Annotated in this window: 23 protein-coding genes; 14 read left to right on the top strand and 9 right to left on the bottom strand. The window is 39.4% G+C overall.

What is annotated here, in order from left to right:
* Position 1: 1 nt before the first annotated feature.
* Positions 2 to 748, top strand: coding sequence for a YqjF family protein (locus tag AC4QJR_RS27715; RefSeq protein ID WP_496524908.1), 747 nt, complete (start codon positions 2 to 4; stop codon positions 746 to 748).
* 113 nt (positions 749 to 861) lie between these two features.
* Positions 862 to 1,368, top strand: a complete 507-nt coding sequence (locus tag AC4QJR_RS27710; protein ID WP_496524907.1) for a hypothetical protein — start codon at positions 862 to 864, stop codon at positions 1,366 to 1,368.
* Positions 1,369 to 1,431: 63 nt separating this feature from the next.
* Here the strand turns inward: AC4QJR_RS27710 and AC4QJR_RS27705 are convergent, their stop codons facing one another.
* Positions 1,432 to 1,590, bottom strand: coding sequence for a hypothetical protein (locus tag AC4QJR_RS27705; RefSeq protein WP_496524906.1), 159 nt, complete (start codon positions 1,588 to 1,590; stop codon positions 1,432 to 1,434).
* A gap of 374 nt (positions 1,591 to 1,964) precedes the next feature.
* Between AC4QJR_RS27705 and AC4QJR_RS27700 the strand changes: the two genes are divergently transcribed.
* The 3 genes from AC4QJR_RS27700 (at position 1,965) to AC4QJR_RS27690 (ending at position 5,463) form a co-directional block, all read left to right on the top strand.
* Entirely contained in the window at positions 1,965 to 3,152 is a 1,188-nt protein-coding gene (locus tag AC4QJR_RS27700; protein ID WP_098571626.1) for an amidohydrolase, read from the top strand.
* A gap of 122 nt (positions 3,153 to 3,274) precedes the next feature.
* Positions 3,275 to 4,210 (top strand): HPr(Ser) kinase/phosphatase, encoded by a 936-nt coding sequence (gene hprK / locus AC4QJR_RS27695; protein ID WP_496524905.1) that lies wholly within the window; start codon positions 3,275 to 3,277, stop codon positions 4,208 to 4,210.
* Positions 4,211 to 4,320: 110 nt separating this feature from the next.
* Positions 4,321 to 5,463 (top strand): glycerate kinase, encoded by a 1,143-nt coding sequence (locus AC4QJR_RS27690; RefSeq protein ID WP_496524904.1) that lies wholly within the window; start codon positions 4,321 to 4,323, stop codon positions 5,461 to 5,463.
* 130 nt (positions 5,464 to 5,593) lie between these two features.
* On the opposite strand, the gene AC4QJR_RS27685 is transcribed toward AC4QJR_RS27690, so the two are convergent.
* From AC4QJR_RS27685 to AC4QJR_RS27675, 3 genes are all read right to left on the bottom strand, one after another.
* Complete coding sequence (locus AC4QJR_RS27685; RefSeq protein WP_496524903.1) at positions 5,594 to 6,385, bottom strand: 3D domain-containing protein; 792 nt, start codon at positions 6,383 to 6,385, stop codon at positions 5,594 to 5,596.
* A 216-nt stretch (positions 6,386 to 6,601) separates the two neighbouring features.
* The gene (locus AC4QJR_RS27680) at positions 6,602 to 7,192 is read right to left on the bottom strand and encodes a 3D domain-containing protein (RefSeq protein ID WP_375374671.1); all 591 of its coding nucleotides are present in this window, start codon (positions 7,190 to 7,192) and stop codon (positions 6,602 to 6,604) included.
* A gap of 363 nt (positions 7,193 to 7,555) precedes the next feature.
* Positions 7,556 to 8,473: an aldo/keto reductase gene (locus AC4QJR_RS27675; RefSeq protein WP_098571621.1), complete on the bottom strand. Its 918-nt coding sequence runs from the start codon at positions 8,471 to 8,473 to the stop codon at positions 7,556 to 7,558.
* 323 nt (positions 8,474 to 8,796) lie between these two features.
* Here AC4QJR_RS27675 and AC4QJR_RS27670 point away from each other — a divergent pair, with 323 nt between their 5' ends.
* Positions 8,797 to 10,341 carry a flavin monoamine oxidase family protein gene (locus AC4QJR_RS27670; protein WP_496524902.1) on the top strand — a complete coding sequence of 515 codons (1,545 nt, stop codon included), beginning with the start codon at positions 8,797 to 8,799 and terminating at the stop codon, positions 10,339 to 10,341.
* 81 nt (positions 10,342 to 10,422) lie between these two features.
* Here AC4QJR_RS27670 and AC4QJR_RS27665 read toward each other — a convergent pair whose 3' ends face one another.
* Together AC4QJR_RS27665 and rluF are read right to left on the bottom strand one after the other, a co-directional pair.
* A complete protein-coding gene (locus tag AC4QJR_RS27665; RefSeq protein ID WP_496524901.1) occupies positions 10,423 to 10,962 on the bottom strand; it encodes a helix-turn-helix domain-containing protein in 540 nt (179 codons plus the stop codon).
* A 32-nt stretch (positions 10,963 to 10,994) separates the two neighbouring features.
* The gene (gene rluF / locus AC4QJR_RS27660) at positions 10,995 to 11,702 is read right to left on the bottom strand and encodes a 23S rRNA pseudouridine(2604) synthase RluF (protein WP_496524900.1); all 708 of its coding nucleotides are present in this window, start codon (positions 11,700 to 11,702) and stop codon (positions 10,995 to 10,997) included.
* Positions 11,703 to 11,966: 264 nt separating this feature from the next.
* Here rluF and AC4QJR_RS27655 point away from each other — a divergent pair, with 264 nt between their 5' ends.
* The 3 genes from AC4QJR_RS27655 (at position 11,967) to AC4QJR_RS27645 (ending at position 16,370) form a co-directional block, all read left to right on the top strand.
* Entirely contained in the window at positions 11,967 to 13,154 is a 1,188-nt protein-coding gene (locus AC4QJR_RS27655; RefSeq protein ID WP_496524899.1) for a L,D-transpeptidase, read from the top strand.
* Positions 13,155 to 14,571: 1,417 nt separating this feature from the next.
* Positions 14,572 to 15,753 carry a ParM/StbA family protein gene (locus tag AC4QJR_RS27650; protein ID WP_098571615.1) on the top strand — a complete coding sequence of 394 codons (1,182 nt, stop codon included), beginning with the start codon at positions 14,572 to 14,574 and terminating at the stop codon, positions 15,751 to 15,753.
* Between the two features lie 11 nt (positions 15,754 to 15,764).
* A complete protein-coding gene (locus tag AC4QJR_RS27645; RefSeq protein ID WP_098571614.1) occupies positions 15,765 to 16,370 on the top strand; it encodes a hypothetical protein in 606 nt (201 codons plus the stop codon).
* Positions 16,371 to 16,606: 236 nt separating this feature from the next.
* Here AC4QJR_RS27645 and AC4QJR_RS27640 read toward each other — a convergent pair whose 3' ends face one another.
* Positions 16,607 to 16,732: a DUF4023 domain-containing protein gene (locus tag AC4QJR_RS27640; RefSeq protein WP_098571613.1), complete on the bottom strand. Its 126-nt coding sequence runs from the start codon at positions 16,730 to 16,732 to the stop codon at positions 16,607 to 16,609.
* Between the two features lie 158 nt (positions 16,733 to 16,890).
* On the opposite strand from AC4QJR_RS27640, the gene AC4QJR_RS27635 reads away from it, so the two are divergent.
* The gene (locus tag AC4QJR_RS27635) at positions 16,891 to 17,832 is read left to right on the top strand and encodes a phosphotransferase (protein ID WP_496524898.1); all 942 of its coding nucleotides are present in this window, start codon (positions 16,891 to 16,893) and stop codon (positions 17,830 to 17,832) included.
* Positions 17,833 to 17,873: 41 nt separating this feature from the next.
* On the opposite strand, the gene pepT is transcribed toward AC4QJR_RS27635, so the two are convergent.
* Positions 17,874 to 19,106, bottom strand: coding sequence for a peptidase T (gene pepT / locus AC4QJR_RS27630; protein ID WP_496524897.1), 1,233 nt, complete (start codon positions 19,104 to 19,106; stop codon positions 17,874 to 17,876).
* 249 nt (positions 19,107 to 19,355) lie between these two features.
* The gene (locus AC4QJR_RS27625; RefSeq protein WP_496524896.1) at positions 19,356 to 20,315 is read right to left on the bottom strand and encodes a nuclease-related domain-containing protein; all 960 of its coding nucleotides are present in this window, start codon (positions 20,313 to 20,315) and stop codon (positions 19,356 to 19,358) included.
* A gap of 224 nt (positions 20,316 to 20,539) precedes the next feature.
* On the opposite strand from AC4QJR_RS27625, the gene AC4QJR_RS27620 reads away from it, so the two are divergent.
* The 4 genes from AC4QJR_RS27620 to AC4QJR_RS27605 are packed head-to-tail and all read left to right on the top strand — an operon-like array spanning position 20,540 to position 23,690.
* Positions 20,540 to 21,166 (top strand): TetR/AcrR family transcriptional regulator, encoded by a 627-nt coding sequence (locus tag AC4QJR_RS27620; RefSeq protein ID WP_496524895.1) that lies wholly within the window; start codon positions 20,540 to 20,542, stop codon positions 21,164 to 21,166.
* A gap of 12 nt (positions 21,167 to 21,178) precedes the next feature.
* Entirely contained in the window at positions 21,179 to 22,063 is an 885-nt protein-coding gene (locus AC4QJR_RS27615) for an ABC transporter ATP-binding protein (RefSeq protein WP_098571609.1), read from the top strand.
* Between the two features lie 6 nt (positions 22,064 to 22,069).
* Positions 22,070 to 22,867 carry an ABC transporter permease subunit gene (locus AC4QJR_RS27610; protein WP_496524894.1) on the top strand — a complete coding sequence of 266 codons (798 nt, stop codon included), beginning with the start codon at positions 22,070 to 22,072 and terminating at the stop codon, positions 22,865 to 22,867.
* A gap of 22 nt (positions 22,868 to 22,889) precedes the next feature.
* Positions 22,890 to 23,690, top strand: coding sequence for a DUF2705 family protein (locus tag AC4QJR_RS27605; protein ID WP_496524893.1), 801 nt, complete (start codon positions 22,890 to 22,892; stop codon positions 23,688 to 23,690).
* Positions 23,691 to 23,893: the final 203 nt, after the last annotated feature.

Here is a 23,893-nt window from a genome sequence, read left to right as displayed (position 1 = left end):
GATGAATATAATGAATGATATTGGTCACCGAGCTTGGCCATTACCATCAAAAAACTGGATTATGCGACAAACTTGGAGAAATTTATTGTTTTTACATTGGCCAATTCCACTTCATTTACTACGGCCGCATATTCCTTCTTCTTTACAAATTGATACTTTTAATGGCTCCGCATGGATAGGTGTCATTGTATTTGTATTGGAGGGGATCTTTCCCCGTGGATTATCTTCTATTTCTCTTACGCCCAAATTTCCAGAAGTAAACGTAAGGACCTATGTTACATGCGATGGAAAACCTGGTATTTATTTTTTATCTATCGATGTTGAGAACTGGGCTTCATTAAAGATTGCAAAGAGATGGTATCATTTACCCTATTATTCCGCACGAATTTCTCTTCGAAAAGAAGGACAATCCTTTCATTTTCATACCAGTCGGAATGGTAACTTTGATACTCCTATTTCATTTAAGGGGAAGTATGAACCGGTATCGGAGATTTATTCTCCAATGGAAGGAACGCTGGACCATTGGCTCACTGAGCGGTATTGCCTCTATAGTTCGAATAATGGAGTCAACGTTTATTGTGGTGAAATACACCATCTGCCTTGGCCTTTGCAAAAAGCAGAAATAGAGATAGTCGAGAATAGTCTTTTTTCTCCATTTCAGTTTGAACTTTCTCAAGTTCCTCCGATCGCTCATTTCTCTACAGGGGTTGATTCGTTAGTGTGGAATATTAAGAAAAAACGAATCTAGTAAAACAAAACGCAAAAGGAAAAAATTTTAATTATGTATATTTTGGCCAATTGGGATAAATTATATATTTGTGGTAATTATTACTGAAAAGTATCAATTTGAGGGGGAACCCAATGGTTAAGCATAAAACAAAAGTTGCATTCTCTTTAGCCACATTAATACTTCCGTGGCTCACCGTTCCGTTTATGGGGAAAAGAAGTTTTTTTAGATTTTTACCTGTGGCAAGTTTTGTCAATTTAGTTATAAGTGCATTTAGTCTAATTTGTTATAGAAAAAAATGGTGGGTCACGAAAAATCCTATCTCTCCTGGTCCGATCGATTTCACATATATATTGGGTCCTTATTTTGTAGCTACATTGTGGATTTTTAAATTAACATTCGGAAATTTCCCCAAGTACTTACTTACAAATATGGTATTGGATGTCATTAATGCTTTTCCTTTACCTTACATAGGGGCAAAGTTTGGAATTATCAAATTCATTAAGATGAAACATACTGCCTGGTATTTTATTTGTGTTTTCTTAGCGATCATTATTTATGGCTTTCAGTATATGGTAGAACAATCAATTAAGAAGGCGGGCATTTTTTCTGGAAGAAGGCATAGCGGTCTAGACAATTAATAAAAAAGGACAAGTCGTTAGCAGGTCAATTGACAACTAACGGCTTGTCCTTTTTTACATATGTTAAGCTACTCCCTGCTGGAAACAAGGATCATTGTAGTAAACCACTTCAGATAGAATTTTACTACCCTTCATATATTTGAGAGCCTCTCTTGCTGCCTCTTCCGTTTCATATTCAAACATGGAAATATTCGAGTCTAAGTAACGAGTGATGATCCACATAGTAATTCCTCCTATTTAATAAATAATTTCTGTCCAACAGACAGTTGTCTAAAACCTGGCTAAAGATATATAAGATATGTTTAACCTCAAGGATGATTTAGCATGATGAAATTAGCACTCTAAAATTTAATGAAGTAACTATTCATTTCCTCACACCAATAATAAAGCAAAAATAGAAAAAAATAAAATGCTATAAAATTATAATAACAAATAAAAAAAACTTATATGGAAAAATATAGAAAATTTGTGCCTGACACCTAATTGCAAACAAAGAGCCCTTCCATTTGTTGTATAAATTTCCTGAGTGAATCTTACCATAAAGAGAGGTAGTTTTACTTTGGTAGATAGGTCATAAGATGGGAAGGGAATATTTCATGAAGAAACAATTAATGGAGATGCTAGAAGCACGGAAAGATGAAATGATTCAAATTCGCCGTTATCTGCATGAAAATCCTGAAGTTTCATTTAAAGAAGAAAAAACGGCGCAATATATTTTAGACTTTTATAAGGGAAAGAATGTTGAATTTCAGTCCAATGTTGGGAATGGTCATGGGATTATCATCACAATTAAGGGTGGAAAGCCAGGGAAAACGATTGCCCTTCGTGCTGATTTTGATGCCCTTCCGATTCTAGAGGAAACAGGGCTGCCCTTCAAATCTAAGAATGAAGGTGTCATGCATGCCTGCGCACATGATGGGCATACCGCCTATTTAATGATTCTTGCGGATTGCCTTATTCAATTAAAAGATAAAATACCAGGCACCATCAAAATTATTCACCAGCACGCTGAGGAAGTGCCGCCGGGCGGTGCCAAAAGTATCGTTGATTCCGGAGGGCTTGCTGATGTTGAAAACATTTTTGGGATCCACTTACTTCCCATGGCTCCTGCTGGTCATGTAGGCTATCACAGTGGTTTTTCTATGGCGGGAAGATCCTATTTTAAACTGAAGATTCAAGGAGTTGGCGGCCACGGCTCTTCCCCACACGCAGCAAATGATGCTATCGTCGCTGGCGCTTATTTTGTTACGGCGGTGCAAACGATTATCAGCCGCCGCCTAAATCCATTTGATATGGGAGTTATTACCATTGGTTCCTTTGATGGAAAGGGTACCTTCAATGTCATAAGGGATTGTGTTGAATTAGAAGGTGATATCCGCTACATGACTGGGGAAACAAAGGAAATCATTGAGAAGGAATTACGCAGGATTGTTAAAGGAATTGAAACCGAATTTGGTGTACAATGCGAGTTAACCTATACCTCTGATTATCCGCCCCTTTATAATAGCCCAGAGGTAACTTCAGCAGTGAAAGAAAGCTTGGAAAATGCGAATGATCCCGATATTAAGCAAGTTGCCCCATTCCCTATGATGTCACCATCTGATGACTTCGCTTATTATTTAGAAAAAATCCCTGGATGTTATTTTTATATCGGATGTACGCCAAAAGGTGTGGAAAAGCCATATTTCAATCATAATCCAAAATTTGATATTGATGAAGATGCACTGATCGTAGCTGCTAAATCCGTAGGCTATGTAGTTTGCGGGTACTATGGGTTAGAATGATTTCCCTAGTGGAAGGTGTTGGATTTAATCCTGACTTTCAGGAATTCATTCATAAATGGATGACTGTTCTATTATTCTTCAGTATAATTCAACTATAGGAAGATATTAGGACGGTGAATAGGGTGAAAAAAATAACAGTTGAAAACTTGGTTCGGAAGTTTTCATTGAAAGTACTTGCCGGTGAAGATCAACTGCAGAAAATGATTACGCAATCACGGGTTCATCGCCCAGGCTTGGAATTTGTTGGCCATTTTGATTTTTTTCCAACAGAACGAGTTCAAATTTTAGGGAAAAAGGAAATTACTTATTTACATAAGTTAAGTAAAGAGGAACGTAGAATACGAATTGGAAATATTGTTCATTATCATCCACCATGTTTTATCGTTACAGCTGGCGAAGAAGGACTTACCTATTTAACCCATCATTGTGTTGAACAAGGTATTCCTTTGTTATTGACGAATAAACCAGAGATAACATCAGAATTTATTACCAAATTAGATGCATTTTTAGTAAAGGAATTAGCACCAGAAATCTCTGTGCATGGAGTTTGTATGAATGTGTCTGGTATTGGAATCTTACTTCGCGGAAATTCAGGGGTAGGAAAAAGTGAGACGGCCCACACGTTAATTCGCCGGGGACATCGGCTTGTTTCGGATGATATTATTGTCCTAAAGAAGCTTAGTCCGCAAACGATTCTGGGCACTCATGATGGGAAAACCAAGGAGTTTTTGGCTCTTCGAAGTATTGGCTTGTTAAATGTGGTTCGCCTATACGGCCGTAAGGCTTTTCAAGATGAAACCCGTATTGCTCTTGATATTCATTTAACTAAATGGGAAAAGGATGCCTTATATAATGATCTGGATCAGGAGTTCCACTTTACAGACTATATGGGTGTTAAGATTCCCTCAATGGAAATTCAGCTCCAGCCTGGACGTGATGTGGCGGGGTTAATTGAAGCAGCAGCAAATAACTGGTATTTGAAGCAGCAAGGATACAGCGCGGCTGAAGAGTTCATGAGCAGGATTGAAGCCGATATTGTAAACTCAGGTATAGAATAACGATTGAAGTATTAGTTTGATAGAGAACCGTTGTGTAAGAGAGTTGGTCATCATCGCCTTGATTATGACCAACTCTCTTACATCATATAAAACGTAAAGGACAGATTATTATGAAGTTTGTGTTAGCGCCCGATTCATTTAAAGAAAGTATGACGGCGAAGAAGGCTGCCCTTTCAATGGAAAAAGGGGTAAAAGCTGTATTCCCTAACGCAGAATGTGTCATTGTACCCATGGCCGATGGCGGGGAAGGAACAGTAGAGTCCCTCGTAAGTATGACCAACGGAGAAATTATTAAGACAGAAGTCATTGGTCCATTAGGAGAAAAAGTGATTGCGGAATATGGTCTTTTAGGTGAAGGACAAACGGCCGTGATTGAAATGGCTAGTGCAAGTGGTCTTGAATTAATCAAACCAAAAGAAAGAAACCCGTTACTGACAACAACCTATGGAACAGGTCAATTAATCAAACATGCCTTAGACAAAGGTGTAAGGCGCTTCTTGATTGGAATTGGTGGGAGTGCCACCAATGATGGTGGAGCAGGAATGCTGCAAGCGCTGGGAGTTTCATTTAAGGATCAGGCTGGAAATGAACTGCCTTTTGGCGGGGGAGCATTACAGCAACTGCATTCCATTGATATGAGTGGATTAGATGAACGGATTAAAATGGTTCATATCGATGTCGCTTGTGATGTCACCAATCCACTAATTGGTGACTATGGCGCCTCAGCTATTTTTGGTCCTCAAAAAGGAGCAACTCCGGAAATGGTAAGAGTTCTTGACCAAAATTTGGCATATTTTGCTGACGTGATTAAAAAACAATTAGGTGAAGATATTGCCCAGTTGGATGGTGCTGGAGCTGCAGGCGGACTTGGTGCGGGGCTAGTGGCTTTTTTAAATGCCCAGCTAAAAAAAGGAATTGATCTGGTCATTGAATATACAGGCCTCGAGGTGCAAGTCAAGGAAGCAGACTATGTTTTTACAGGGGAAGGCAGCATTGATGGCCAGACCTTGTTTGGTAAAACACCTTATGGCGTGGCTGCGATCGCTGAAAAATATTCCGTTCCGGTGATTGCGTTTGCCGGCCGAATTGGCGATGGAGTAGAGTCCCTATACGACAACGGGTTTACTGCCATTATCGGGATCTTAAAGGGTGTGACTACATTAGAGAAAGCACTCGAATGTGGGGAAGAAAACTTAGCTTTTGCGGCAGAAAATGTATGCAGGGTATTGAATACGTTCGGCATAAGGTTTTAAAAGAATATCCTGGTTTTAACAAAAGGAATAATAGGTGGATTTTAAATCATGGGGCTGGGCATCAAAAATTTGAAAATAAAAAAGTTGAACCGTTTTGATTAGGTTCAACTTTTTTTATTTTTTAGACAGATTAGTCTATAATAGTTACCTTTAATTGTTTTACACCAAACTCAACGGCATCTTGATGGGAAGGAATAAAGACATCAATTCTGTTTCCTTTAATTGCACCGCCAGTATCTCCAGCGATTGCTTCACCATAGCCTTCTACATACACTTTACTGCCAAGTGGTATAACAGATGGGTCAACGGCAATCACTTTCTTATCTGGGTTTGCCTTTAGGTTAATTCCAGTAGCGGTAGTGCCAGAACATCCCTCACATGAAGCTGTGTAAGCTGTAGCTCTCACGGTTATTTCCTTTGAACTCTTATTTTCTGTTGACGCAGCTTCCACCTTAGGTTCACTTTCCTTTGGTGCCTGTGCAGTCGGCTTTGCAGATTCTTTTTGTACGGCTTCCTTGATTGGTTTTTCTGTTACAACCTTAGAAGAAGTTGTTGTAGTAGTATTTAAACCCTCATAGATTAATAGATTTAATCCAGGATGGATGAGATCGGTAGTTAATTTGTTCCATTCTTTAAGTTGCGGAACAGTTACTTGATAATCCATGGCGATGTCCCATAATGCATCACCTTTTTTAACAGTATAATGTTTTTCTGGAGCAATTGTTAATTGATCACCAGGGAAAATTAGGTCTGAGGTTAGATTATTCACCGTTTGGATATTTTCTAAAGATATATTATTTTCGCGTGAGAGATCCCAAAGGGTATCCCCTTTTTGTACAGTAATCGTTGCAGCTTGTACATTAGCACTTACAGTTACTGAGAGTACAGCAACTGCTAAAATTGATAGTATTCTTTTAAGCATTTCTTTTACCCTCCATGTTCTTTGGTTGCTAAGTTTTCTAAATAGTAACATAGAATTTTCTGAAACAAAGAACAGAGAGATGTTAAATCCTTTACATACATGGCATTTATATTGCAATAATATTTCTAAGGACAAATAAAAAACACTGCTACACTATAGGAAAAAGTAGTGTCTGCAGTGTATTGTCTGGATATTTGGACGGTTCTCTCTTTGGTGTTAATTTAAGATAGTCACCTTTAATTTTTTTACACCAAAATCAATCGCATCCTGTTCAGATGGAATAAACACGTCAATTCGATTTCCTTTGATTGCGCTGCCTGTATCTGCGGCAATCGCTTCTCCAAAGCCTTCTACATAAACCTTACTGCCCAGAGGAATGACAGATGGGTCAACAGCGATGACCTTTTCATCTGGGTTATCTTTGATATTAATACCGGTCTTGGTAATTCCTGAACATCCTTCACATGAAGCTGTATAGGCAGTGGCCTTCACGGTAATTTCCTTTGCACTTTTACTTTTACTTTTACTGCTAGTTACTTTTATGACAGGTGTACTTTTCTTTTTTGCTTGTGCAATAACGGGCTTTGCAGATACCGGGAATGGTTCAGTAACGGCTGGTGCCGCAGGATTCACAGGTATATCTGTTTCAAGCATATCCGCATCCTTTTGGATATTTTCTAAGGTTTGATTATATTGATCCCATCGGGTATTGTCTTGTTTTACAGTTATCGTTGCGGCTTGTACATTAGCACTGACAGTTACTGAGAGTACAGCAACTGCTATCAATGTTTTAAATGTTTTTAGCATTGTTTACCCTCCCTGTTCTTTTGTCAGCTAATTTTTCCTAATCGTAACATGGATGTTGCTGAAACAAAGAACAGGGAAATGTTAAAAGCTTTACATCTATGGCAATTATATTGCAATAATATTTCGCAGTTTACCTAATAATCTGAAAATAGGACTATTTTACTGCCTTTAAATGATAAAGGCCCAGTAGTGACAACCACTGAGCTTAATTTCCGTTTATTACAATTATGTTACAAATTACATAAGAATCATCATCTAACAACGGATAATGGGTATATTTACCTACAGATTTTAGTCCGATTTCATTTCTCCGATGTTCTAATCAGCACATTAACGTCTCATGGTATTCGACAAAGCGTTACTTTACGGAAGAATATTGCCGGCGGCGCGATAAATACGATACCATTCCTCACGAGTTAATTGTATGTCACTTGCTTTGCAGCAGTCCTTTAATCTGTCGATATTCATTGTCCCGATGACTGGCTGCATATGGGCTGGATGGCGTAGTAGCCAGGCGATTGCGATGGTAGTGCTGCTGACTCCATATGTAGCGGCAATTTCATCAATCTGCTGGTTCAATTCCGGAAACTTTTCGCTTCCAAGGAAAACGCCTTCAAAGAATCCGTATTGGAATGGGGACCAGGGTTGGATGGTGATATCGTTCAAACGGCAATAATCGAGAACGCTTCCATCCCGGTTTATCGCAGAATCATTCTCCATGTTGACATTAATTCCATTTGAGATCATTGTAGCGTTCGTAATACTTAATTGCAGCTGGTTAGCTACGAGTGGCTGCTTCACAAACTTTTTAAGCAATTGGATCTGCATTGGATTTTGGTTGGAAACGCCAAAATGACGGACCTTTCCAGAAGTTTCAAGGATATCGAAGGCCTCAGCCACTTCCTCAGGCTCGACAAGTGCATCCGGGCGATGCAAAAGCAGTACATCGAGATATTCAGTCCTCAATCGTTTTAATATCCCATCGACAGATTCCAAAATATATTCTTTAGAAAAATCAAACATGCCCTTACGGATCCCGCATTTAGATTGCAAAATAATGTTCTCGCGAATATCTGCATTCATGTGGATCGCATCTGCAAAAATTTCCTCACATACGCCGCCGCCATAAATGTCGGCATGATCAAAGAAGTTTGCCCCTTCTTCTAAGGCAGATTGAATAAAATGCTCTGACTCTTTCTTCTCTAGCGAGTTAATACGCATACACCCAACAGCTACGACGGGCACTTCTAAAGAACTGCTTCCGAGTTTCATGGTTCTCATCAACTATTTCCCTCCAATATGTGATTTTTGGTGAATGATGCCGATATGTAAATGGATTATTTAATTTTTGCTTCCGGCAACATTACCAGACCCATTCCCTCCTTATTTTGTCACACACGATGAATGTATAGCAATTTTTAACACAATAGGAGTTTCTATTGCTGTAGAAGCAACAGTTTTTTTCGGGAATAAAATTATTAAGGAACCGGCTACTTGTCTCAGGCAGATTAAAACGCCGTGCATATTTTATTGATAAGTACTATCCGGCGATAGTTAATCAATCATTTAGCAAGGCTTATTTTTGCAAAAGGGGCTGGTTTTTCTTGGCACGAACACCATTAGCAAGTATACTGCAGAAATCATTTGCGATGGCAGGTATTGAAATGGACAAACAATCTGGTACTGGACAAGCTTTTACACTAAAACATAATAATTCACAAGATACTTTTCTTACACACGATATGGTGCATAACGGTGTGCAATTGAATCAAAGGATTGTCATTGTGGGAGCAGGTTTGGCGGGTCTCACATGCGCGTATCGTCTAAAACAGGCGGGGATCATAGCAACAATTTATGAAGCGTCTGAACGTGTTGGCGGACGTTGTTGGACAAGGAGGAATTATTTCAAAGACAATCAAATGGTCGAGCGCGGGGGGGAATTGATAGATACGTGCCATACGGAGATCCAGGACCTTGCGAAAGAATTAGGCTTAAAATTAGACCATTTAATCATGTCAGAGGCCATTGGTACCAAGCCATTTTATTTTTTTGATCAACGTCCGTATTCCTTTCAGGAAGTAACCGATGATTTTATCAAAATCCTCCCCCAACTACAAAGGGATCTGAAAGAAGCGGGTGAAACGACTCTTTATAATTGTTATACGGAACGAGGATATGAGCTGGATCATCTGTCGATTGTTGACTATATCAATGAAACGGTACCTGGAGGCATCAGTTCTCGTTTTGGCAAGCTATTAGCCTTGGCCTATACCGTTGAATTTGGAGCAGACGCCAGTGAGCAGAGTGCACTAAATCTTCTTTATATGTTAGGGGCTGTAGAAAAAATGAACTTTCAAATGTACGGCGATTCAGACGAATGTTTTCATATTTGCGGTGGCAATGATCAAATTCCCTCCTTATTAGCAAAAAAGCTTCAAGAACAAATCCATTTTAATGCTGAACTAATCAAAATAGACCAACACAGTCATCATAAGATAAAGCTCGTTTTTAAAAATAATGAAAAAGAATGGGAGGTCTTAGCGGATAAAGTAATTCTTGCTATCCCATTTAGTATTTTAAAAACGATAGATTATCAGAATGCAAGATTTTGCCCATTAAAGGCGGTGGCGATTGAAGAGCTTGGAATGGGCATCAATACAAAGCATCATGTTCAATTTACCAATCGATTTTGGAACGAACTTGGAAATAATGGTGAAACATTTGCGGATACAGGCTATCAGCAAACGTTTGAATCATCACGGGCTCAACCAGGTCAATCGGGGGTTCTTGTTAATTATACAGGAGGTGAAAATGCGGCTCAGCAATTTGCAGTCACAGACGAAAAATTAACAGAGACGACGCGTAACTTTTTGGACAAACTAGAACCTGTATTGCCAGGCAGCGTTAATAATTGGAACGGGTTAGCCACCATCGACCATTGGCTTAGTAATCAATGGAGCAAAGGGGCCTATTCGTATTGGAGGGTAGGGCAGTATACGAAATTCGCTGGTATTTTAGGGGAACGGGAAGGGAATATCTTTTTTGCCGGTGAGCACACATCAATCAAGTATCCAGGGTATTTGAATGGTGCAGTCGAGACTGGTGAGAGGGCTGCACAAGAGGTCATCCAAGATTTGAAAATACAGTAGGAACATAAATAAAAGGCTAACATATATGGAAGCTGCTTGTTCCTATTTGTCAGCCTTTTTTTGAATAGGGAGTGGGTTACATTAAAAAATGTCTCTTAGTTCACTATCAGAATAAATCGAAATGAGGACAACTGCTTTTCCATCACCAATATTTTTAACAAAATGGGGTACACTAGCGTTCCAGCTGAAGGAATCCCCTTCTTCAATGATCATGGAGTCCTCACCTTGTTCTGCTAAGACTTTTCCTTCTAACACCAAATGACACTCTTCTCCTTCATGAGCATTTAATTCACCCATAGAAGCGCCCGCAGGAAATTCGACAAGCATCATTCTTAAGCCGCCTTTAGAGGTTAAATGTTCAATCTTTAAGTGGTTAAAAGTGGAGTGAGTCCGTTCATTTTTTCTAACAACCCGCATATGCTCTTTTTTTTCTAATAATAAATACGGTAAAGGAACCCCAAGAAAGGTTGCGATTGTTTGCAGCGTGCTAATAGATGGAGAGGTATTATTGTTTTCAACATTGCTGATAAATCCTTTAGACAACCCTGTTCCTTCACACATTTGCGCAATGGTGATTCTCTTTCGATTTCGTATCGCACGAATTTTTGTTCCGATTTCCAAATGATTCACCTCTGGTGATCGTATATTCTAGCTTACCATTCTTTCGGCTGGTAATTTAAGTCAGAGAATAATTGATTCTTTTCTTTTTTCGATAAGTCACGCCATTGTCCAATTGGCAGGTTGCCTAAATGGATGTTCATGATCCTTGTCCGCTGTAAGCGGACAACCCCGTAGCCGAGAGCTGAGCACATCCGGCGGATTTGGCGATTTAACCCTTGTGTTAAGATGATTTGAAATACATATTTAGATAGTTGGGTTACTTTACATGGAAGTGTTTTTGTATCGAGAATTTCAACTCCGGCCGCCATCTTCTGTAAAAATTCAGGAGTAATCGGTTTGTCGACGGTAACGATATATTCCTTTTCATGCCTATTTTCGGCACGTAAAATTTCATTAACAATATCACCATCGTTCGTTAGAAGGATGAGTCCGTCAGAATCCTTATCCAATCGTCCAATATGGAATATTCGTAAGGGATGGTTGACTAAATCAATGATATTTCCCTTGATATGCCTTTCCGTCGTACTCGTAATTCCGACAGGTTTATTTAAGGCGATATAGACATAATTATGGGCAACTTTAATCTGGCTCCCGTTGATTCGAACATCATCCCCCGGTTCCACTTGGCTGCCCATTACCGCCACTTGCCCATTAATCGTAACCTTTCCTTCACTAACTAACTTATCGGCCCCTCTTCTAGATGCCTTCCCAGACTCGCTAATAAACTTATTAATACGCATGATACACACCCTAAACGGAGAATTGTATTTTTACCATACCCAACTGCCATCGTTTTTTCAAGTCCTTCTGGTGCCTGACACCAGGTAGAGGAGATATTTATCTTTTAATGTAGAGAGAAGATTGTCGAATAGAGAGAGAATTTCCGATTAAATTTCTTAAAAAACAGGTAAGTAGGATTACTTTTCCTTTGATTTTTTGACAAAATATTCTGATTACGTATGTTACTTTTATTAGTAATAATGACATAAATTGGGGAGATTACGATGAAAAAACTTTCTATTATTTTTGTTTTGTTATTTAGTTTATTCCTATTTACGAGTCAAGCAGATGCTAGTGGCGGTTCACAGCTAATTATTATTAATAAGAAGACCAACACTCTTGCCTTTTATGATAGTGGAAAACTAGTTAAAACATTTAGAGTGGCTACAGGTCGAACCAGATCACTTACTCCGGAAGGCAAATTTCGAATTGTTACGAAAATCGTTAATCGGCCCTATTATAAATTGAAAATCCCAGGAGGAGATCCACGGAACCCTTTAGGTAACCGCTGGATGGGATTGGAAGCAAGAGGAACCTATGGGACAACCTATGCAATTCATGGGAATGCCAATGAAAATTCAATCGGTACCTACGCCAGTTCAGGCTGCATTCGGATGCACAATTCAGAAGTACGCTGGCTCTATAGTCACGTTAGTAAATATACATCAGTTATCATCACCCATACCGATAGCAGCTTTGATTCCATTGCCAAAGCGAACGGATACGGGAACGGCTGGGCTGAACTAAGCGGGAACAAGTATTATTATGTTGATGGTGAAGTAAAAACCGGCTGGCAATCGATCAGTGGGGAAAGCTATTTCTTTAATGATAAAGGGGTTATGCAGACTGGCTGGCTTACCCAGAATGGACAGAAATATTATCTCAATAAAAAAGGTGTCATGAAAACCGGCTGGCTCGAAAAAGACGGTAAGAAGTACTATCTCGACCAAAGGGGTGTGATGAAAAAGGGCTGGATTGCTGACAACGGAAAGAATTATTATCTCGACAATAAAGGGGAGCTGCAAACCGGCTGGTTATCGCTGGATGCGAATCGGTATTATCTTGATCAAAGCGGTGCAATGAAAACAGGTTGGCTTGCTGATAGGGGAGAATGGTACTATTTCGATGATACAGGGCTGATGAAAACAGGTTGGATCAACTCTGAAGGCAGATGGTATTTCCTTAATGATCAAGGTGTAATGAAAAATACACAGGAACTCGTTAACAATAGTCAGTGGGATTACCTCGACAAAAGTGAGAAAACCGAATTGGAGGGGGCAAATGTTTTAGCAGAAAGGTACAAATTAACCAGCCATGAGCCCGTCGTGACTGGCTGGTTGAATTACAAGGAGAAATGGTATTACCTTTACGTAAGTGAAGATATGGTTGCCAGTGCGATGAGTGAAGGGTGAATAGAGTTGATGGGATAAATTACCTTATAGATTAATAGACCTCTTAAAGCGCCTCCATGAGGTGCTTTTTTTGTAATATTGACCTAAAAAAGAAAGATAAATCGCTGGTTTACATTTTTGTCTACATGTTTACATTATGTATACTTTTTGTTTGCAAAAGCGTAAACATGTAGACAAACTCGTACACATCAAGTAATAGCGCTGTGTATACAGATTTGTAATCTTTGTTTACAAATATCTTAATAACATTGGGACAATAAAATAACGTTAGTTTACTGATTACAAGGGGAAATGGTATTACCACTATGTTCGTGGAAATTTGGATGCTGGCGTCATAAATGATAGATAAAGGACTATCCCCTTTTCCCTTCATTTGATGATTATGTTCAACTTCTATGGAGTATGTATGTGTGAATGAGTAAGGATTAAAGAACAAAGACTTGAGGTTTTTTAAGAAGTTATAGGACTTGTATGCAAATTTGTAGACGTGTTTACCAATTTGCATACCTGTTTACGTTTTGTATACTTCGTGTTTACAAAAATGTTTTCAAGTAGACAAACTGGTATACACCGCATAACCAAACCATGTATATTTGGTTGTTATTATTGAATACAGAAGTTTGATAACGTTATTGTGTGAATTCAAGTTGGATAGCGAGGTTAGAGGAATGTTATTCTTCCAATCCTACTATCATGAAAACGCTCAGGGAAGCTTTGAAGACAAATGGGAAAGCTGCTACTTCTACGTGTGAATGAGGTAGAAAGAACACTCAGGCTCTCCTCAGCAACAATCAGTGGGGATCATCTCAATAAAGATGACGGAAATGAATTCAAATGGGTCAGATTTATTTAAGGAAAAGTACAAGGATATTTTTGGGGTTTAAAGGTCACTTTGTCACGATGTTGGTTGAACGGTAATCCTCATATAAGGTTAATGCAGCTTATATCTAAGTAAGGATAGTGTGGTCTGCCAGCTCGATGAGTTTAGGTCAGTGCACTATGTCCCTTTTCTTCCTCTTTATCCTAGATAGGTAAGATTCAGCTTTGATGGTATGATTTTTTGTCAAAAACTATTATTAGTAAAATGGTGAATCAACCATGAGGAATTATAGTAAGTTTACATTATTGTTTACTTGTTTACAAAGTTGTAAACTTAACGTTTACAATTATGTAAACAAGTAAACAAACCTGTACACACTCTGATATGGAGCTTTGTATACAGATTTGTCATCAATGTTTACAAAAATGTATACAACGCACGGAAGTTTACATATTGTTTACATCATTACAGTTATATTTTTTTTTGCTGAGAAATCTTGAAGAATCTATTAATCTTCTATAACCTAAGAGAAGGAACTAGAATTACATACCCAGTATAAAAAATAATAAATCTATAAATTGAAAAGGAATGATATTAATGACTAAATCCAGAGTTGCAGCTATTGATGTAGGGAATGACTCTATTAAGGCCATTTTCGGAGAACTTGAATATGAATTAAATATTCCTAACATTATTGCTAGAGATACAGAAGATCGACCTGTTATTGGGATTGAAGAACTTGATAATAAAAATCCATTAGATGGCATTCACATCAAAGTCCACTCCCCTGCTTTAAAAGAGAACAACGGAATTTTCCGTATTGGTAATCTAGCTACTAAAAGTATTAATGCTACTGAATTAGACCCTGGCAGCAGCAAGTCAGAAGAAGATCAAACATTAATCATGCTATTTGCAACATTAGCTTTAGACGCAGTAAGGGAAAATAACTCAAATGCTTTCCCGCGCACTAAAAATATAATTGATGCCAATTATACGTTAGGAACAGGTCTTCCCCTTCGCGAAGTAAAAGAAGGAAAAGATGCAGGCTACCGCTCTAAACTAGTAGGTTCAGTCCATCAAGTTGAATTCCTTGTCACTCCAAAGTACCAAGGGTTAAAAGTTAATATTAAATTTGATGAAGTAAAAGTATATCCTGAAGGTTTCGCCGCATTTATCAATCTTGTTTTGGATAATAGCGGGAAAATCATCAATAAGGATCTAATTGATAAGCGCATCTTAATTCAAGATATCGGTGGATTATCAACAGATATCGCTGTCATCAAGAATCGTAATGTTGATGATGATAAAGCCCAAGGGTTTAATCTAGGGGTTTCAGAATCATTAGAAGCAATTCGCGAAGAGATTAGAACAAAGCATGGCGTTGAGCTCGATAGCCGCCGTGATGTAGTTGAGATTATTACGAAGAAAAGTGATCGCAATCATATTATGGTAAAAGGAAGCCGGACAAGCGTGCATGATATTACCGACCGCATCCTGCTTGATCTAGCTAAAAAGCAATATCGTTTGTTACGTAATGTTTGGCAGAGAAACTCCCAAACGGAAATTTGCTACTTTGTTGGCGGCGGAGCTAATGTCTTAAAGGAATATCTTAAAACGTTAAATAACAATTTAGACGGTTACAATATTGATTTCTTTGAAGATGAGAAAGAAAGTATTTGGATGATGGCTAACGCTTATTATAAACTCATCATCGACTTTGTTCGAAAGTCAGAAAAACAACAACCAGCGCCTAGAGTTGAACCTGTAAAAGCTAAATAAGGTGATTATATATGAAAAAGCCAGCCTCAAATGAGGTTCAGAGGGGTCAAGCCATATCCTTTCGCATCCCCTCTGATACACCTGACCATATCTTAAAGCATTTACAAAAGTTGAAGGATACAGAGCGAAGGAATTTTTCTAGTAAAATTGCCGAGTTTGTGATGCAAGGTGTGAGTGGTTCTGTTTCGCGGGAAAAGGAGACCATTACGATCCCCCTCCCCCACAAGTTAACGAAAGCCCAGCGGAATTGGTTGAAGCATGAGCATTCAGAAGCCTTGCTGGGAAGTATTCTTTATCAGCTGATTTCTGATCCAGTTCGTTCGACTGCACTGCTGGCATCATTAAACAGTCATTCAATCGATATCGATGAAGCTTTGTATCTTCAGGAAGAAGTATTTCCCGAGAAACTCCAAAAAGATGACAGTTATCTTCAGATTGCTGCCGGTAAGGAGGATCCGCCATCCCCTATCGACTTAAGCGATATGGATGATGACCTTAGTGATTTTGACTGGGAAGATGCAAAAGAAAAGCAGCCTTCACCTGAAGAAGAGGAAACTGAAGTCGAGTTGGATATCGACGACCTACTTGGTGGTTTTCTTGCAAACATGAATAAGTAATTTAAAAGGGCCAGCCTCACAGTAACGTGAGGCCGGCCCTTTTCTTATTATGAGAAAAGTATAAGTTTTTGAACTTAGATTACTGTCTAGCTCCAGCGCCCTAGCGGCTAGTGTCCTTCGCTCTCCGCCCTACGATAAGTCAACATCGAATCGCCTCCGGCTCTTCGTGTTTCCTTTATCTCAGTTGGAGCGCTCCAGGCCATACGCCGCTGACCAGGGCGCTTGCGCTTTTCCCATTAGTGCTGTTTATTTGGCATTCTCTGGCTTTTTTGACTCGTTGCTTGACGTTGTTTATTTTTTTGATCTTTTGCCTGCTTTTCATGCAGCTGTTCTACAAACTCATGTGTGCTACGGTTATCCATTCTGCCTAACCTCCTTGAAAAAATCGAACCAGTGTTATTTTGACCAAGCTGTTTGAAAATATTCAGTAATGCATTTCACTTGTTTTGCATAAAGATTACCAATATATTTTTAGTAAAAATAACTCTATTAAACTATTAATAGATTTGGTGGTGTGTTAATGGAGCTGCCTAACAATATTGTTGAGGCCAACGGGGGTTTAAATGAGAAGTTAATTTTGAAAAAGGAAATCCTTTATAAAGGAATGAATGGGAGATTTGTCGAAAGATTTTATCTGACCCAGGATTCAAGCTATATTTTTAAACCACTAACAAATAATGGTCAATTAGGCAAAGAGGTCTGGGTTTATGAACATATCCTTCCCCATTTCCCAGCCATTTTTCCAAGAATTATTTCTTACTCCATAAATGACTGCACCGAACTCAACTGGATGATTCTTGAGGACCTCGGCCAGCTCTCGCATGAATTTAATGAGGAGATAGTATTAGATGTTATAAAGTGGACTGCATGGTGGCATTCTCTCCCGGTTGAACAATTGGGGAATGTACCACTTAATGGACTGAAGCCAAGAATAGAGGAAATTATATCTGAGGTCTTTGGTAAGAAGAATGAAGTATATCGTTTAATGTCTGATATGACCATGGAGCAGGAACTTGTCGATGCTATTTTTGAGAAACTAAGTAAATGGCAGTTGTCAAAGCTTCAAGTGTTGACCCACGGCGATTTACATACCGGAAATTTTGCGGTTTCTGGTACTGAATTGAAGATCTTAGACTGGGAGCACGCCCATCTTAATTCTCCACACTGGGACCTGTACCACCTGATTGATATGTCCCATCCTCTTTTTCCGAAAAGAGTAACAAGTCCATTGCGGGAAAGAATCTTGAGAACGTATCTTGATCTGGTTACATATGAGCATGACCGGGAATGTTTTTTTACGGAGTATTATTTAGTGGCAACTGTGTTTTCGATTTGGATGCTGTTATTGATACAAAAGGATCTAAAGGGAAATGGCGGGAAATGGTCTGTTGAGCAGCTAAATAATCAGTTTGAAGAAACGGTGTCAAGTCTTCGACAATGTGCCGCAGCACTGCTTTTATGAAAGAAAGCTCACTTTGAGTTAGTCAAAGCGAGCTTTTTTAGTTATGCTTTTTGTTCCGTTAATTTGATGATTTCAATGACAGTGTTAGTCGCTTTAATCATATTATCCACGGAAATGAATTCAAATTTACCGTGGAAATTTTCCCCGCCAGTGAAAATATTCGGTGTCGGCAGACCCATATAGGAAAGCTGTGAGCCATCGGTGCCGCCGCGGATTGGTTTAACAATTGGCGTAATGCCAAGGCTCACCATCGCTTCATGAGCAATATCAACAATTTCCATCACCGGTTTAATTTTTTCACCCATGTTGTAATATTGATCATTGAGTTCGAGTTGAATGGAGTCGCTGCCGTATTTGGACTTTAGTTCACTCACGATGCTTTCCATTAATGTCTTACGAGCCTTGAAGCTGTCCATATCATGGTCTCTGATAATGTAGTGGAGCTTGGTCAGTTCTACATCACCATTGAATGCTAATAGATGGAAGAAGCCCTCGTATCCTTCGGTATGTTCTGGTACTTCCTGGGCTGGGAGCTTGCTATGTAATTCCATCGCAATTTTCATCGAGTTGACCATTTTGTCTTTTGCGGATCCTGGGTGAATGTTGTTTCCTTTGATCGTTACTTTTGCCGCCGCTGCGTTGAAACTCTCGTACTCTAATTCTCCGAGCGGGCCGCCATCAACGGTATAAGCATGCTTGGCATTGAACGCCGCAACGTCAAACTTATGTGGTCCCCTGCCGATTTCTTCATCTGGGGTGAACGCAACGCGGACCTTACCGTGTTTAATTTCTGGATGATTCAACAGATAAGCCATGGCGGTCATGATTTCGGTGATGCCGGCTTTGTTGTCTGCCCCTAGCAACGTTGTGCCGTCTGTTGTGATCAGGGTGTGACCTTTATAGTCAGGAAGACTTGGGAAATCCTTCGGTGACATCACGACTTTAAGGGCCTCGTTTAAGACGATTTCGTTCCCATCATAGTTTTCAACGATTTGCGGGTTCACGTTTTTCCCAGTAAAATCTGTTGCTGTATCAACATGGGCGAGGAAGCCAATCGTTGGGACTTCTTTATCTGTGTTCGACGGTAAGGTCGCCATCACATAAGCATTTTCATCAATCGTGACTTCTTGCATCCCAATCGCTTGTAATTCTTCAACAAGCATGCGGGCTAGTGTCCACTGACCTTCGGTGGATGGACAAGTTTCGTTGTTTTCATTGGACTGGGTGTCCACTTTAACATAGGAAGTAAATCTTTCAATCAGTTCGTTCTTCAATTCCACTACACTCCTCTTAATTGAGTTGAATTCATGACTATCATATCACTATGAGAGAGCGGTTACACGTTTTATAGTGAGTGGTGGGCGGGTTAGTGGCGGATGACGGGACTTTACTGGCTGATAGCGGTAACTTACTGGCGGATAAGCTCTATTTACTGGCTAGAGCGCAAATAACTGGCGGATAGGCACCAAATACTGGCGGATAAGCCTCTGTTACTGGCGCATAGAAATCATTTACTGGCGACATTACGGAACAATAATCGTCTCCCGATCATTGGTTTGGTTAGTAGATCTTAAATCCATAAAATAGTACCGATCTCGATAGGTTCCCTCACTTTGCATATCCATACTCAGCAAAATACGCTTGGCTGCATGAATATCATCCACCCCCAAAAACTCCCGGCACTCTCGATTTGTGATTGTTCGCTTAAATATCAAAAACCACTCGCGTAATGTCCTTTGGTGGGCAATGTGGTCGACCGCACCGCAATGCGGACAGCACCATGTCCGGGGCTGCTTAATCATGCCAAATCTCCCGCAGGTCACACACCTTACACCAGGCTGAAAATCACCGAAAGGAATACCATAAGTTTCACATATTGGTTTAGGAATAAAAGGTCGATGACTTTTCAAAAGTTCTGCAGATAGCCAGTTAAAGGTTTCGTGGTCCAACTTATTTCCATGTTGTGGGATACTTTTCAAAAAAGAGGGAATCAAACTGGGGAATAAGATGTTTGTATTCTTAGGGGGAGCGGCCACAATTTGTTTAGGATAGGCCAATACAACGGCACCGAATATCGGGATATCAATATTTCGACCCCATAGCCAATCACTAATTAGTTCGCGATTGCGCTCCAATTGGACAACCGGGCTCTCATACCCATCCTGGTGTCCATCCTCCTTTGTGCGGATCAATTGGGGCGGTTTATCCTTGAATTCCAGAACCCCGCCAATATTCTTCACTTCTAAAACTGTACTAAACCAAGGAGTCAGCACAAAGGAATCCATTTGGAAATGCTCGCGCCATGCAGGAGATAAATCATGGAAAATATGGTGTTCATCAGAAAACGGGTGCTTCCGGAAGACTTCAGCAACCCTCTCCTCTCCGCCAATCCCCGCCTCGACAGAGCCTTGCTTTGCCGCAAAAACCGATTGTAGTGAATGGTCAACGGCTAACCGCTGCTGCGCGGCAATTATTCCTTCCAACGTCAATGATGCATCTCGGTCTTTTATTAAAATTGTCCATCACCTCACAAAACAGTACCTTCACCCTGCATCGTAGCACATCCCCAAAGGCCATACTATACAGCAACTGACCATTTCATAATTTTGTAAAAAATATAGATTGACCACTATTGACCAGTTGGGTCAACTGGAGTACAATGTGATTGACTGATGTGGTCAATGACAAAAAAAGGAGGGCCGCAACCATGTTTTCGAAGTTTCTCAACTTAGATAAAGAAAAACAAGATCGAATAATAAATGCAGCCATTAAGGAATTTGCCGGGAAAGGATATGACCGGGCATCGACTAATGAAATTGTCAAAGAAGCAGGTATTTCCAAGGGATTGCTGTTTCATTATTTTCAAAACAAGAAGCAATTGTTCCTATTTGTCTTTGATTACTGCTACGAACTGATCGTCGACGAATTTTACAAAAAAATTAATCTTCAAGAGACGGATTTCTTTATCCGAATGCGTCAAGCCATCATCGTTAAAATGGAAATGCTCTCAACTTATCCAGATATCTTGAAGTTCATGCAAGAGGTATTTATGGACGAATCGGCTGAAATAAAGGTTGAGTTTGATAAAAAAAAGTCAGAACTGACGCATATCAATATTGAAAAGGCGTATGAGGGGATTGATTATTCGAAATTTAGGGAGGATGTCGATCTCAAGAAAATTATAAAAATGATCAGCTGGACATTTGAAAAAATGAGTGATGAAGCGATAGAAAAAGCAAAGTTAACCCCCGGCCACGAGATCGATTATCACAAAATCCAAGCCGAAGCAGAAGAGTATTTTGAGGTCATGATTAAATGTTTTTATAAACAGTAGGAGGCTGTCACAATGAATGTTATTGAAATTAACCATCTTACCAAGACCTATGGGAAATCAAGAGGGATTACTGACATTAGCTTTCATGTGGAAGAAGGCGAGATTTTTGGATTCATTGGTCCAAACGGTGCAGGTAAATCAACCACCATTCGGACCCTCCTGTCGCTGATTTACCCAACCAGCGGCAGTGCTGCCATCTTTGGTAAAGACACCGTTCAATTTGCGCCTGAAATTAAAAAAGAAATTGGTTATTTGCCTTCTGAAGTTTTTTACTATGACAATATGAAGGTTAAGGACCTATTAAAATATTCAGCTAGTTTTTATAAAAAAGATTGCAGTAAAAGAATCAAAGAATTAGCTGCGATTATGGACTTGGATCTTAATAAGAAAATTGATGATCTTTCCTTAGGAAATAAAAAGAAGGTTGGCATTGTTCAAGGGCTGCTCCATGAGCCAAAGTTGATTATTCTCGACGAACCAACTAGCGGCCTTGACCCGCTTATGCAGCAGAAATTCTTTGAGCTCTTAGAAGAAGAAAATAAAAAAGGGGCTACCATTCTTTTTTCATCACACATCCTCAGCGAAGTGCAGCGTTTATGTAACCGGGTGGCGATCATTAAAGAAGGTAAGATTGTAACCGTTGAAAAGATTAGTACCTTACAAGAAAACAATTATAAGAAGTTTAAAGTGGAAACGAAAGTGCCGCTCGATACGGACCCTTTCAATATCAGTGGCGTCAACAATTTAGAAGTCAAAGGCAACATCATCAGCTTTTTATTTAAAGGGAATATTAATGCCATCATGAAAAAACTTGCCGATATTGAACTCGTGAATTTATGGATAGAAGAGCCAGACCTTGAGGAGATCTTTATGCATTATTATGAGAAGGAGGCCTAGAAAACTATGAATATATTTTTTCATGAGTTGAAGGCGTACCGGAAATCAACGATCATCTGGACTGCTTCCTTAGTGCTGATCATTGCTCTGTTTATGTCATTTTATCCTGCCTTTGTAAAGGATGCAGATGATTTTAAAAAGATCATGGAAGGATATCCTGAGGCGATTAGAAATGCGATCGGTTTTAACCTCGGCAATTTCTTTACGATTTTAGGCTTCTATTGTTTTCCATTATCGTTCATTACCTTGTGCGGGGCGATTCAGGGGATGAACCTGGGCACAAGCATTGTCAGCAAGGAAGTCCGCGAGAAAACGGCTGATTTTCTGTTAACCAAGCCGGTTACGAGGACAGCGGTATTGACATCGAAACTGCTTGCAGCTTTTTTCTCAATTGTCATCACAAATGTCATTTACCTGGTGGTTACAATTATTGTGACATTTCAAGTCAAGACAGACGCTTTCAGTGTAAAAATATTAATCATGCTCTCACTTACTATTTTTTTTATTCAGTTGATGTTCCTTGCGTTAGGAATAATGATTTCAGTCATTGTTCCAAAGATAAAATCTGTCCTTTCCGTTTCACTTACAACCGTATTCGCGTTTTACTTTTTGGGTATGTTTAGCAGCGCGACTGGTGAGGAATCAAAACGCTATATTTCGCCATTTAAATACTTTGACACCGCCTATATCATCAAACATTCTGGCTATCAAGTGTCCTTTTTAGCGGCTGGTGCCGTGATTATCATTTTGGCAGTCGCTGTGAGTTATTTCGTTTATTTAAAAAAGGATATCCATGCTGTATAGCTGTGAAAAGGAGGATTAGGTTATGAATATATTTGTAAAGGAACTGAAATCGTACCGAAAGTCGCTGATTTTTTGGAGCATTGGTGTCTTTCTTATGGTAGCTTCAGGAATGGCTAAATACGCTGCCTATTCCTCATCGGGCCAATCCATCAATGATCTTATTGCTGATTTGCCTAAATCGCTAAAGGCGGTCATGGGGTTTGGTGAGGTCGATTTATCGAAGATTAGCGGTTATTATTCATTACTGTATATATATTTGTTATTAATGGCGACCATTCATGCGGCGATGCTTGGGGCTTCGATTATTGCGAAAGAAGAGCGTGACAAAACAGCAGAGTTTTTATTCGTCAAACCGGTTTCTAGAACGAAGATTATTACGGCAAAACTATTAGCTGCGTTCACGAATATCGTTATTTTTAATCTGGTTACCTTGATCTCAGCCATAACCCTTATTGAAAAATACAACAGCGCGGGTGAAGCTGTTAATGGTGAAATTGTCCTCACCCAGGTGGGCATGTTTATTTTACAAGTCTTGTTCTTGGTTATCGGCAGTTCGCTGGCCGCCGTAAAAAAGAAACCGAAAACATCCCCATCGCTGGCAACGGGAATCTTGCTGCTAACGTACATGTTATCGATTGTGATTGATTTGAATGAGAACATGGAAGGCATGAAATATTTTACCCCGTTTAAATATTTCGAAGCTAAGAATCTAATGTTAGGCAGTGGGCTTGAACCTTTATATATTGTTATATCAGTAATCGTAGCTGCCCTATTATTAGTGGTTACCTTCACTTTTTATAAAAAGAGAGATTTGAATGCATGACAAAAGACCGATATTTAAGGTCTTTTTTTTGTCGAAAAAACAATTTAAAAAATTATAAATAATTAGTGAATTTAAAATATTTTAGTGATAGAATAAAATTCCACGATTGTAATCTATTAAAATATGGAAATTCTGTAGTAGATTACAATTCTTAAAGGAGGGATGAAACGAGAAATAAAGTAATCTAGCAGGTTACATATGAG

Source organism: Neobacillus sp. BP17 (assembly GCF_059579525.1).
This window is presented reverse-complemented; position numbering and strand designations above follow the sequence as displayed.